At 46.1% G+C, this 12,873-nt stretch carries 12 protein-coding genes; 5 read left to right on the forward strand and 7 right to left on the reverse strand.

Annotation, left to right across the window (positions count from 1 at the left end; genetic code table 11):
• Positions 1-89: 89 nt before the first annotated feature.
• From yigB to lptM, 6 genes are all read right to left on the reverse strand, one after another.
• On the reverse strand, positions 90-806 hold the full coding sequence (yigB, locus tag R7Q38_RS21215; RefSeq protein ID WP_053304478.1) for a 5-amino-6-(5-phospho-D-ribitylamino)uracil phosphatase YigB: 717 nt from the start codon (positions 804-806) through the stop codon (positions 90-92).
• An 8-nt stretch (positions 807-814) separates the two neighbouring features.
• Positions 815-1,747, reverse strand: a complete 933-nt coding sequence (xerC, locus tag R7Q38_RS21220) for a tyrosine recombinase XerC (RefSeq protein WP_005378742.1) — start codon at positions 1,745-1,747, stop codon at positions 815-817.
• The gene (locus R7Q38_RS21225; protein WP_005383398.1) at positions 1,713-2,444 is read right to left on the reverse strand and encodes a DUF484 family protein; all 732 of its coding nucleotides are present in this window, start codon (positions 2,442-2,444) and stop codon (positions 1,713-1,715) included. Before R7Q38_RS21225 ends, xerC begins: the two co-directional genes overlap by 35 nt.
• Entirely contained in the window at positions 2,438-3,268 is an 831-nt protein-coding gene (dapF, locus tag R7Q38_RS21230) for a diaminopimelate epimerase (protein WP_005378744.1), read from the reverse strand. Before dapF ends, R7Q38_RS21225 begins: the two co-directional genes overlap by 7 nt.
• Before the next feature lie 10 nt (positions 3,269-3,278).
• The gene (lysA, locus tag R7Q38_RS21235; protein ID WP_033907276.1) at positions 3,279-4,532 is read right to left on the reverse strand and encodes a diaminopimelate decarboxylase; all 1,254 of its coding nucleotides are present in this window, start codon (positions 4,530-4,532) and stop codon (positions 3,279-3,281) included.
• A 61-nt stretch (positions 4,533-4,593) separates the two neighbouring features.
• The gene (gene lptM, locus R7Q38_RS25175; RefSeq protein ID WP_005378746.1) at positions 4,594-4,710 is read right to left on the reverse strand and encodes an LPS translocon maturation chaperone LptM; all 117 of its coding nucleotides are present in this window, start codon (positions 4,708-4,710) and stop codon (positions 4,594-4,596) included.
• Between the two features lie 74 nt (positions 4,711-4,784).
• Here lptM and cyaY point away from each other — a divergent pair, with 74 nt between their 5' ends.
• A complete protein-coding gene (cyaY, locus tag R7Q38_RS21245; RefSeq protein WP_042523922.1) occupies positions 4,785-5,099 on the forward strand; it encodes an iron donor protein CyaY in 315 nt (104 codons plus the stop codon).
• Positions 5,100-5,168: 69 nt separating this feature from the next.
• Here cyaY and R7Q38_RS21250 read toward each other — a convergent pair whose 3' ends face one another.
• Positions 5,169-7,697: a class I adenylate cyclase gene (locus tag R7Q38_RS21250; protein WP_053350817.1), complete on the reverse strand. Its 2,529-nt coding sequence runs from the start codon at positions 7,695-7,697 to the stop codon at positions 5,169-5,171.
• Positions 7,698-8,043: 346 nt separating this feature from the next.
• Here R7Q38_RS21250 and hemC point away from each other — a divergent pair, with 346 nt between their 5' ends.
• Genes hemC through R7Q38_RS21270 form a run of 4 tightly spaced genes read left to right on the forward strand, consistent with a single transcriptional unit; the run spans position 8,044 to position 12,123 of the window.
• On the forward strand, positions 8,044-8,982 hold the full coding sequence (gene hemC / locus R7Q38_RS21255) for a hydroxymethylbilane synthase (protein ID WP_149192570.1): 939 nt from the start codon (positions 8,044-8,046) through the stop codon (positions 8,980-8,982).
• Positions 8,983-8,984: 2 nt separating this feature from the next.
• The gene (locus R7Q38_RS21260) at positions 8,985-9,713 is read left to right on the forward strand and encodes a uroporphyrinogen-III synthase (RefSeq protein WP_062730807.1); all 729 of its coding nucleotides are present in this window, start codon (positions 8,985-8,987) and stop codon (positions 9,711-9,713) included.
• A gap of 17 nt (positions 9,714-9,730) precedes the next feature.
• Complete coding sequence (locus R7Q38_RS21265; RefSeq protein ID WP_239939081.1) at positions 9,731-10,942, forward strand: uroporphyrinogen-III C-methyltransferase; 1,212 nt, start codon at positions 9,731-9,733, stop codon at positions 10,940-10,942.
• Positions 10,942-12,123 carry a heme biosynthesis protein HemY gene (locus tag R7Q38_RS21270; RefSeq protein ID WP_213868974.1) on the forward strand — a complete coding sequence of 394 codons (1,182 nt, stop codon included), beginning with the start codon at positions 10,942-10,944 and terminating at the stop codon, positions 12,121-12,123. The genes R7Q38_RS21265 and R7Q38_RS21270 overlap by 1 nt, the downstream gene beginning before the upstream one ends.
• Positions 12,124-12,873: the final 750 nt, after the last annotated feature.

The following is a 12,873-nucleotide window of genomic DNA, read 5'->3' on the forward strand; positions in this document are numbered from 1 at the left end:
TATTTTTATTTAATAGAGAATAATTTACGTGGCTTTGCGCTGCTTTTCTAGACACAAAATGAGATTAGAATGGATTAATGCGAAAGCAATTAAAAAAGTGTGAGTAACGGCTGCAAACTATTGATTTCAATATCAGGTAAAGTACGTGTTTTTGAATGGTTAATGACATTTTTATTCATATCATTAAACCAACAGGCTGCAAAACCAGCCAACTTTGCACCATGCACATCCGTGGTTAGATGATCACCAACATGCAGAATATTCTCCGCAGGAGTATCCAAGAATCGCTTCGCTTTAGTAAACATATCGGTTGCGGGTTTCGCCAATCCATCTGGTCCTGCTTTAAGTACCTGTTGGAAATAAGGCGTAAGACCGATGCGGTCTAAATCCACATTACCGTTGGTGATTGCCACCAACGGGATGTGCTGCGCGAGTTTCTCCAGTACATCGAGGCTTTGCTGCGGCACTTCAAAACGGTTACGCCAGTCCAACGCAACGTCTACTGCGGCTTTCGCGGCGGCATGTGCTGCGTCTTCGTCGTAGCCTACTTGGGAGAAAGCTTGCTGAAGTTGCACTAAACGCCATAAAGTGACATCGCTCTTCAGCTCGGGTTGTTGCTGCACAACTCGCTGTTTGAGAGCAAACCAATCCGCTTTGTTCATATGAGCAACCGCTGGATGATGGTGCTTGAGCCAAGATAGCAACTCACGCTCCATGCGAACGATCACAGGATAGTTGTCATAGAGGGTATCATCTAGGTCAAAGGTCATTGCCTTAATAGGCTCGATACGGCGATAAAATTTCATACTTCGGCTCACTCCCCGTTCTTCTTGCGTGCGCGTGGGTGGGCTTGGTCGTAGGCTTGCGCCAAATGTTGGAAATCCAAGTGCGTGTAGATTTGGGTCGTCGAAATGTTCTCGTGCCCTAAAAGCTCCTGCACCGCACGTAAGTTATTGCTTGATTCGAGCATATGTGTCGCAAATGAGTGACGCAATTTATGCGGACTAATATGGCTTGCGACAGACTGTTTCTGCCCCCATTCAGCCATGCGCTTTTGCACGCTACGATGCGAAATACGCGTTCCGAGCTTAGATACAAACAAGGCGGGCTCACCTGGAGCGGCTAAATCACCACGAACGCGTAACCACTTCCCGACCCACTCGGTTGCCATCCCAGAGAACGGCACTTTACGTTCTTTATCGCCTTTACCAATAACACGAAGCTCACCACTACGCAGTTGTACATCACGTACATCCACACCCACCAACTCAGCCAAACGTAAACCGGCGCCGTACATCAGCTCCATCATGGCACGATCGCGCACAGCCAACGGGTCGTCCTCGTTGACTTCAAGTAATTGGCTCACTTCGTCAACATCGAGGTTTTTGGGCAACGGGCGTTTTTTGCGAGGTGCTGAAACCCCTTTGGCTGGGTTAGCCGACATCTCGCCACGCAGAATAAGGAAATCGAAAAAGCTACGCAGCGATGAGAGTCGCGTTGCCAAACTGCTGGCTTTCATGCCTTCTCGCATGCCCTTACCTGCTAATTGGCGCACCCAACCAGCATCCACTTGAGACCAATCTTTGAGTCCCATTTCAGCTAAGTGCTGCGCCATTGTTTCTAGCTGCTGTTTGTAATTGCGCTGAGTATGTAGGCTAAGCCCCTTTTCGCTTCGTAAGAATTCATAGAAGCGCTCAAGAGGCTTTTGCAGACTATTTGGCAGAGGAGTGTTGGGAGTTGTCGTCATCGTAACTTTGCCATACCAGTGTTTGAGCGAGATGTGCCACTACTAATGATAGGTGACGCAAAAACAAGGTATCCATATCTGGCTGAAAATGGCCGCCATCTTCACTAGAAAAAGCAAGCACGCCCAGTGTTTGCTGTTTCACGAGCGGCAGTACCACATAGGAACCCATTTCCGGCACTTCCATGTTGCCAAACAAAGCTTCACGATCTACTTTGCGAAGACGTCCTAAGTACGCATCTTTGCCATTTAAGTGAGTGGTCGCAAAGCGTTGATAACTTTCCTTACTCAATTGAATCGATGCGTCGCATTGACTAAACAATCGAACAAACGCACGTAAGCCCAGTGCTTTGGCTTTCTCTTCGATAGAATGAATGACTTGTTTAAAGTCACCACACTTTAGAATCTGCCCCTGCAAATCCATAAATTCGTAAAAGGTGCGATCATTGTTCGCCGCAAGCGACATTAGTGTAGTGATCTCTTCCTCTAACTCTTCAATGCGCTGACGTTGGCGATTCATTTGGATGTGTACCAAAGATACCGCGCCTAAGTCTGAGTGTGGGAAAGATAAACGATCCACAAGCTCCGGACGTTGCACAAAAAAGTCTGGATGATCTTTGAGGTACTCGGCCACTACTTCAGCCGTTAAGGCATCTGCTTCTACTTGAGACAAACCGTTTCCTTTTTCTTCAACTAGCAAGATAATTGACCATCAAATACATGCGTTGTAGGACCGGTCATAAACAACGGCTTGCCAGGACCTTGCCATGCAATTCGCAATTCACCACCAGGTAGAGAAACCTTAACGTTTTCATCCAACAAGCCCTGCAGAATCCCAACCGCGACTGCCGCGCATGCACCACTACCACAAGCTTGTGTCTCTCCTGCACCTCGCTCGTAAACTCGAAGACGAATATGGTCACGACTCATCACCTGCATAAAGCCAGCGTTGACGCGCTCTGGGAAACGCTCATGCGACTCAAGCAGCGGACCGAGAGTTTCCACTTCTGCCGTATCCACATCGTCGACCACGGTCACTACGTGCGGGTTACCCATGCTCACAGCACCACAAAACAAGGTATTGTCGCCTGCTCGCATGATGTAAGTTTTCTCTTTTTGCTTCGCTTTGAAAGGAATTTTGTTCGGTTCAAACTCTGGCACGCCCATGTTGACCGTCACTTCCCCATCATCTTCGATGTTGAGAATCATCTTTCCTTTCTTGGTGCTCACGCTGATGCTGTATTTATTGGTCAGCCCCTTCAAGCGAACAAAGCGGGCAAAACAGCGTGCACCGTTACCACACTGTTCAACTTCACTACCATCGGCATTAAAAATCCGATAATGGAAGTCGGTTTCAGGGTCGTAAGGGGCCTCTACCACAAGCAATTGGTCAAAACCAACGCCAGTATGACGATCCGCCAAGCGGCGGATCAGGTCTTGCGAGAAAAACACGTTCTGGGTAATACAGTCGACGACCATGAAGTCGTTGCCCAAACCGTGCATTTTGGAAAAGTGGAAATGCATTTGTTGTGTGTTACTCCGGTAGAATCTGTTCCAGCTGCCACAAACTGGTCAGCTCCTCACGCTGGCGAACTAAGTGGCTTTGTTTACCGTCCACCATCACTTCTGCCGCTCGGGTACGAGTATTGTAGTTCGAAGACATCACAAAACCATAGGCACCTGCTGAACGAACCGCGAGTAGATCACCTTCTTGCAAAACGAGTGCGCGATCTTTACCCAAGAAGTCGCCGGTTTCACAAATAGGACCAACCAAGTCGTAAGTCTGAGCTTCACCCTTTCGCGGTGAAACTGGCACAATATCTTGCCATGCTTGGTATAGCGCAGGACGCATCAAGTCGTTCATTGCAGCGTCGATAATCGCAAAGTTTTTATGCTCAGTATGTTTTAAAAACTCAACACGCGTTAGCAAGATACCTGCGTTCGCAGCAATTGCACGGCCTGGCTCAAAGATCAGCTCCAAGTCTTGGTGATTTTCAAGACGGCCTAGTAACGCTTTGGCGTAATCAGAAGGCTGAGGTGGTAATTCATCACGATAGACCACACCCAAACCGCCGCCGACATCAAGGTGACGAATGTTAATGCCTTGTGCTTTTAAATCATCAATCAGAGCTAATAAACGGTCTGTCGCGTCGATAAATGGGTCTATATTGGTCAGCTGAGAACCAATGTGGCAGTCGATGCCTTGCACATTCAAGTTCGGCAGGCTTTGCGCGAATTTATAAACATCTGGCGCACGATCAAACGCAATGCCGAATTTATTGTCGCGAAGACCAGTCGAAATGTAAGGGTGTGTTTTCGCGTCGACATCTGGATTGATACGCAGAGAAATTGGTGCAATCACACCAAGCTCACCCGCAACCTTGTTCAAACGTTCTAGCTCTGGCTCAGATTCAACGTTGAAACATTTGATACCTAGCTCAAGAGCGCGCTTCATCTCTGCCGATGTTTTACCAACACCAGAGAAAACGACTTTTTTCGGATCACCGCCTGCGGCAATCACACGCTCAAGTTCACCACCCGACACGATGTCAAAACCCGATCCCAAACGCGCTAGCGTGTTCAATACGCCTAAGTTTGAGTTGGCTTTCACCGCGTAGCAAACTAGGTGAGGATGCTGACCCACAGCACTATCAAACGCCTTCCAATGGCGCTCTAGCGTGGCTCGAGAATATACGTAAAGAGGAGTGCCATATTGCTCTGCAAGAGCTTGAAGTGGGACGTCTTCGGCCCAAAGCTGGCCATCATCCTGATAGTTGAAGTAATCCAAAATTCGCTTCCCTTATTTTATTCGACTGCTGAACCCTAATTTCACCCTAAGGTGCGGTTATTTATTGTGATTGCTCATTCTGTTGAGTGTCATCTGGAATGTATAGTGAGCCAGACTGACCACACCCCGCTAAGGTCGCGGCAACCATCACAAACAACACAGTAACTAATTTTTTCATTTCGCATATCGTGATTATTGAATCAATGCCCCCTATAATCGCACCACACTCAGGAAAAGCAATAGGATAGACGGATGAACGATACTGAATTTCATCAACTGGTGGATGCGCAGATGCAAATCATCGAAGAATCCATCGATGATTCAGGCGCAGACATTGATTACGAAGTCACTGGCAACGTAATGACATTGGAATTTGAAGACCGCAGCCAAATCATCATTAATCGCCAAGAGCCGATGCATGAGATCTGGCTAGCGTCCAAATCTGGTGGTTTCCACTTCAAGCTTATTGAAGGTAAATGGACCTGCTCAAAAACGGGTATGGAGCTATTTGAAATGGTGAAGCAAGAGTGTGAAAAGCACGCAGGCGAAACCATTGATTGGGCATAATTCTGGTCAATCGTCACCAAAACAAAAAGAGCACCGAAGTGCTCTTTTTGTTTATTGATACGGGTTTAATTACGCATTCACAGTTTTGGTCGGGCGACTCGGTGAACAACCGTCATTACGGTAAGGAATGATATACGCATTCCCCTCTTCAGGGTGAATAATTTGATAGTACTGAGGCAGGTTAAAGTTAATAAACTTCGACGCGACGCGACTATCGTCTTTTACCGACGTGTAGAAACTGTTTACAGACGAAATCATTTCATCTTTGGAGCCACTAAATTGGTGATACACTTCCACTTGATTTGACTCATCCAACACATAAATATTGAAGCCATCTTCGTTATCTTCAAAGAAGAACTGCACTAGACCTTCACTGGCAAACCCATCCACCGCTTCAGGCATTTGATATTCTTGCTCACGATCGAGCATTAACAGCGGCGAGCCTTTGAGTTTGTTAGTAGAAATGCTGCGGTAGAAATCGATGGAATTTTCTAGCTTCTGCACCGACACACCACGACGTTCAAAGAACAACCCATAAGTCTGGTTACCAAGACGCATCGCTTTAAAGCGGCGACGTTTCTCTTGCTCTACTGGTTTCAAGCGTAAGTCGATACATTCAGCTAAAAGCTGGTAAACCATATTGCGCATCACACCACGCATGTTCTTCGCATAGCAGAACACATCCACTGATTCTGGTGGCAACGCATCTTGGTGCATTTTGCCCAAAATGGTTTTCAGTGCATCCAGCATCGCCGTTTCCCCTTTGAAATGCAGCGTACGCACTTCATGCCAAGAATTACGGTAAACAAGGTCAACACTGCCGACTAAATTTTTATGTTCTGGACCAAAGCTAAAAATATCGGTGTTCTTAACATCCACTTTCAACGAACGACCAGAAAGTTCAGACGTCGGATCATTTTCGAAGTTGATGAACATCGCAAGCTGGCTTATTTCACAAGGACTCGCTAGCGCCTGCATAGATGGACGACGCTTACGCAACGCAAAAGTATTTCGTAAGTCACTCACCATTTGGTAAAACTTATCAATATCTAGCTGCGCTTCACGTACCACGGCATGTAAACGAGTCGATTCAGTGATCAAGCCATTGAAGAATGCCCAAGCAACCAACTTACTCAAGTATTCATGATGCTCTAGATATGGTTGCCCCAAAATGCGGTGCGCAATAAGTGGTTGTTTATAGAGGTACCAACCAGACTTGTTCACTCCCCCTTTTTTCACTTCGATAAAGCTCAAGTCAGGCTCGTGCAGATCAGGTGAAATCTGTGGGTTTAGTAACGTTACTTTGCCCGGCAATACTTCAAAAGCCGCGTAAAGTTTACGGGCCAAAATACTGATGTCTTGCGGACTGATAGCAGAAGTGATGTCGTTACGACGCGCAAATTGAATCAAGTTACGGTAGCTTTGCATCAACGCATCCAGCAATGCATGATGTACCACCTTCACTTGTTCAACCTTCCAATTACGGCGGTCATCGAGCTCTGCAACGACACTGGCATCCCAATTCCATTTTGCAATCATATCGCTCAGCGCTTCACGACGCCAAGCTACTGAGCCAACATTCGGCTCACGAGATAGTTTTTCATGGGTTTTGAGATAGAAACAGCGACGCACTAAATCCAAACGTGTATCGTCTTGAATTCGCTCTAAGTAACGGGTTACTTTTTCCAACATTAAGTAGTACGCATCCATGCCATAGAGATCAGGCTCATGGGCAAAGAAACGACGTTTAGTGTCGATGCTTAACAATTGAGTATGCGGGTATTCCCACGAGTAAGCTTCTAGCAAGATGGCTTTTAATACCGATTTGTAGGGAGAGTCGATGCTTTTGTATAACTGCCACAAGTTCGAGCCGAAGTATTCTTCAGCAGGAATGCAGTTCAATTTACCAAAGTCGATCCATTCACTACAGTCGATGTAACCATCACTGCAAAGTTGAGAAACGTACTCGTCGTAACACTCTTCCATTTCTGGCGGCACGATTTGCCATAACAAACGCTGTCCGGCAATACGCACCGCACTACGATAGAATTCATCTAGCAAAAGTAAGTGCTGAGATGAACCACAGTTATCACCCGTCATCTCTTCAGAATGATTGCTTCTAAAGCGCTCTTTATCCATTAAGAAAAAGTTCGCTTCCACGCCTTTGCTTTGTGCCCAATCCGTGATGAGTAAGCATTTATTGGTCAATAACTCGCGTTCGTCACAATCCATCTCTGGTGAGATACACACCCAAATATCCAAATCACTGGAAGTACTTTGACCAATCGAGGAGGTACTGCCCATGGTGTACAAACCCAATATAGCGGGCTTTTCTACCGTCTTGAGCGGCTGACCAATGGCAAGTTGAATATCATCTATGAATTGTTGCTGAATGCTATTTAGTTCAAGCCCATGCACACCAAACGGGACATCGGCATCATAATAGCCAGGAATTACAGGATGGTTGTAGTTCAACAAGGCAGGAATCAAGTGGAAGACTTGCTGGCTTTGCGAATCCATAAGCGCCAGCGCGCGATCAACTCGCTGCTGATTCAAATTATCTAGTCGCTGGATGATTTTTTGGGTGTAAGCCTGCAAGGGGAATTCCTTGGTTGAACAATCACGAAAATCTGCTGACGTTTTAAACCAAAATGGCTTAAAAACGTGATCAATTTAACACTTTTATTGGTGCGGGTAAAGCTTCACGCCCGCGTATCACTCTGGATACAAAACCATACTTTAGTCACAAAATTAATCGCGCGGTAGTGTCGCTCTTATTACCTATTACTAATAATAGTCCTTAGTCTAATTGAGAATCCAGTCACACTATTTTCATAACGTCATGTAATTCCATTCATAGCCTTCAGAGATAACGAACTAACAGTAAGCATTTCTTGATGAGAATGGTAGGATAAACCCAAATCCAAACAGCATTGAGAAGATCATGACACAATCCACACCGATTCGCATTGCAACTCGAAAAAGCCCTCTTGCTTTATGGCAAGCTTACTTTGTTAAAGACGCCCTTCAAGCCGCTCACCCTGGCTTGGAAGTCGAGTTAGTAACCATGGTGACCAAAGGTGACGTGATTTTAGATACACCACTAGCAAAAGTTGGCGGCAAAGGCTTGTTCGTAAAAGAGCTTGAAATCGCGATGCTAAAAGGACGTGCAGACCTCGCCGTTCACTCAATGAAAGACGTACCCGTCGATTTCCCAGAAGGCCTTGGCCTCGTGACCATTTGTGAGCGTGAAGATCCTCGTGATGCCTTCGTCTCTAATACCTATAGCCACATTGATGAGCTCCCTCAAGGTGCCGTGGTTGGTACTTGCAGTTTGCGCCGTCAATGCCAACTGAAAGAATATCGTCCGGACATCATCATCAAAGAGCTTCGCGGTAATGTGGGCACTCGCCTTGGTAAGTTAGATGCGGGTGAGTATGATGCAATCATTCTTGCTGCGGCTGGCCTCAAACGATTGAAGCTTGAAGAGCGCATTCGTAGCTTTATCGAACCAGAGCAATCACTACCAGCGGTAGGGCAAGGTGCTGTCGGTATTGAGTGCCGCCTTGACGATGAAAGACTGCTTAAGCTGCTTGAGCCACTTAACCACCAAGACACCGTAGACCGCGTTTTGTGTGAGCGCGCAATGAACCTTACGCTAGAAGGCGGCTGTCAGGTACCTATCGGCAGCTATGCCCTGCTAGACGGCGACAACATTTGGCTACGCGCATTAGTTGGCGAACCAGATGGCAGCGAAATTGTGCGTGGTGAAATTCGTGGCCATCGTAAAGACGGCGAAGCATTAGGAGTGCAGCTAGCCAATGAGCTGCTAGATAACGGCGCTCGTGAAATCCTAACTAAGCTGTACGCAGATCACGAATAACCATGGCAGTGTTGGTCACTCGGCCGGGAGAGCAAGGCAACGCGCTTTGCTCTCTGCTCGAAAGGCACGGCATTTCCGCATATCACCACCCTCTGATCGACATTGTCGCCGATCTCACGGACACGCACCTCTCTAAACATCTACATCAAGCTCAAATTGTTATCGCTGTTAGTCGACATGCCGTGCAATGTGCACAGCAAATCTTAGCCAGTAACGGGATGTCATGGCCAAAACAAGCTATTTACCTTGCCGTTGGTCAAAAAACAGCACACTATTTAAGCAAATGTACCCAACAGAAAGTACACTATCCCCAAGTCAGTGATAGTGAACACTTATTGCGACTGCCAGAGCTCAACAATGTGGCACAACAACAAGTTCTTATCCTTCGTGGTAACGGCGGAAGAGAGCTGATCAAAGATGCATTGGTGAGACGTGGCGCAAAAGTTCACTATAGTGAGACTTACAAGAGAGAATTCATCCCATTCGATCCAGTAAGCTGTGTCTCACTATGGAAAAACCTACAAATTAACCAGATTGTTGTCACCAGTGGTGAACAACTGGATTATTTGTGCAGCCAATTGACGTCGGAGCAATTGACTTGGCTTAATCAACAAGAGTTGTACATCCCCAGTCAGCGTATCGCTGACATCGCAATTCAAAGGGGGTTCACTCGCGTGAGATGCACGGGAAGCGCATCCAACCAAGAATTACTGGCGGCTCTCCAGCCCTAGCTACACAGGATATAGGCATGACAAGTAAAAATAACGACCAAAAAAATAACGATAAAAACCTTTCCGAAGAAACCTCATCGGCACCGCTAGTCGAAAAAACCACATCGCAGCAGGATGCGAACCTTAAAAAAGAGCAACCACAAGCGGCCGAGCCCCCAAAAACAGCAGAACCAACCAAAGTCGAGTTTGAAGAAAAACAAGGCAAACGCGGTGTCAAACTAGGCACGGTCGCTATCATCTTATCGATTATTTTTGGCGGTGGCCTCGCGTACAAGCTGCATCAACAGCAAGCCGATTACCAAGCGCAGATCGCCCAACTAAAAAGTCAGCTAGAAAGCACTCAAGCTTCCATGAAGCAAGAACTCAGCCGGGTACAAGAAGAAACCATCGAGAAAGCAACAACCGTGACACACAAAGCGGAAGTGGTACTTGGACAGCAACAGAAGAGCATTGAAAGCTTACAGCTCGCCGTTGCCGATGTGAAAGGTCGTCGACCAAACGACTGGCTATTAGCGGAAGCCGATTACCTTGTCAAATTAGCTGGTCGTAAATTGTTCTTAGAGCACGATGTAGAAAGCGCGACTCAACTGATGGAAAGTGCAGACCAACGCATTGCAGCACTGAATGACCCTAGCCTCGTCAAACTACGTAAAGCAATGGCGAACGATATCACCAAACTTCGCACTATCCCGCTGATTGACCGTGATGGATTGGTACTACGCTTAACTGCCCTACAACAGCAAGTAGACAAGCTCCCTCTCGCCAATGCACTGCTACCTGAAGCTGAAGCCGTAGAAAACACTGAAGTGTCTGAAGATATCGCAAACTGGCAAGATAACTTAATGACCTCTTTGAAGGACTTTTCAGAAAACTTCATTACCTTCCGCACGCGCGATGGTAACGTCATTCCACTGCTTTCTCCTGAGCAACACTTTTACCTGAAAGAAAACATCAAAGCCAAATTGGAAACGGCCATAAAAGCGGTGTACCAAGAGCAAGGTGAAATTTACACCACGTCTCTAAAAACAGCCGACAAATGGGCATTAGCTTTCTTCAACCAAGACGATAATTCCGTTAAAGAGTTCAACAAAACGGTTAACCTACTAAGTCAGCAAAATATTCAAGTGGAATACCCAACGAAACTGCAAAGTCAGTCTCAACTATCAGATGTCATTCGTGAACGCCTACGTCGTGAAGTCACAACAATGACAGGCATGGAGGATAAGTAATGTTTCGTCTTATTTTCCTATTTGTTGTACTGGGCGCAGGACTATTTGTTGGCACTCAATTTTCTGGTCAGCAAGGCTATGTACTCATTTCCATCGCTGAGAAAACGATCGAGATGAGCGTAACGACATTGGTCGTATTCGTTATCGCAGCACTCGCAGGTCTTTTTCTACTTGAGTACCTAATTAAAAAGCTAGTTTACGCAAGTTCTACAACATGGAACTACTTCAGCGTGCGCAAAATGCGCCATTCCCGCCGATACACCAATGAAGGCATTATTAAACTGCTAGAAGGTGACTGGAAAGGTGCTGAGAAGAAAGTAACTCGCTGGGCAAATCATCACGATATGCCGCTGCTTTGCTACTTGGTTGCGTCTGAAGCAGCACAAGGCCAAGGTGATAAAGCAAAACGAGATCACTATCTAGAGCTAGCGAGCCAACAAGAGAACGCCCATCTCGCAGTAGAACTGACTCGAGCGAAACAATTTATCCGCGACAACGAGTTCGAGTCCGCTTTCGATACCTTGCAATCGTTAAAAAGTCAGTATGCGAGTAACTCTATTGTATTGAGCTTGCTGAAAACAACGTACATGCAGCTAAAGTTGTGGCAACCTCTTATTGACCTCTTGCCACAACTAACCAAAGCAAAACTCATCACGGAAGAAGAACATGCAGAGCTGATTCAAAAGGCGCAGTGCGGCTTACTCCATGAAGTAGCGCAACAACAAGGTAGCGAAGGGCTTATCTCTCATTGGAATAGTCTCTCACGTAAAGTGAAACAAGACACACACCTCGTTGCCTGTTTTGCTCGAGAACTCATCACACGAAAAGCTGATGCAGAAGCCTTTACCGTGCTAAAAGAAGCATTAAAAAAACAACCTGCCCCAGAGCTTTATCAACTACTGCCAGATCTAAATCTGCCAGATACCCACCCTGTCGTGGTCTTCTTAGAGGGCGTAGTGAAGAAAGAACCGGATAACGCCGCTGCCCATAGCGCATTAGCGCACTTCTATTTCCGTCAAGAGAAGTGGCAAGAAGCCCAAGATCACTTTGAGATCGCCTTAAAGCTTCGCTCTGACGTCTCTGACTATGCATTCCTAGCAGACACACTAGAGAAGCAAAATCTAACCAAAGCTGCTCACGAAGTCTCTCGTAAAGCTCTCACGCTCGTCCAGAACGACTAAGTAGCAGTCATCTAACCAAGCCGGCAGCTCACTGTCGGCTTTTTTATTGCCTGCTATTAACCCTTTAGTCCTTACATCAATATGTTTATCAAATTCATTGGTTCCCAAGTAATTTCCAACTTCCTAGCAACTCACTATCGTTTCACTTTCACTCTTCTCTTTTGACTACTCTGATCCTGTCATTCCAGCAGAATCCAAAAACAATTTTAAAAGATGCAGGAATACGTAACTTTAGCCTGTTGATGTATGGTTTTAAGACGTAGCTAGATTTAGGCAATAGAGCACACGCATCGCTAGACTGAGCAAAACAAAAAGATACATCAGTGAAACAGTGGCTATTTTAGTATGCTTATTTGTTCGGTCTATCCGGTAAAAGGGGCTAGAGAAGCAATGGTAGTGCTTTAAGAGAACGATAAGGCAATAGATGGTTCAACATCTTAACAAAGCATCTCCAACAACCTTATCGGGACAGCATGCAGTGATGAGGATGAACAGCTTTAGAGGCAACTGCACTTCTTAGCAAAAATCAAAACGTCACAACCAATACCGATACCAATATTACTTTGTCGAAAAGTAGATCGCATATGGAATTGATTTTTGGCAAGCACAGATAGAGTAATAAAGATGTACGGAAATGAAAAAAGCCTCGCTATTTCTAGCGAGGCTTCTTAATAGTGGCGGAGAGATAGGGATTTGAACCCTAGATACGCTATTAACGTATGCCGGTTTTCAAGACCGGTGCTTTCAACC

It is taken from the genome of Vibrio sp. Vb0598 (genome assembly GCF_033338935.1).
GTDB lineage: Bacteria > Pseudomonadota > Gammaproteobacteria > Enterobacterales > Vibrionaceae > Vibrio > Vibrio alginolyticus.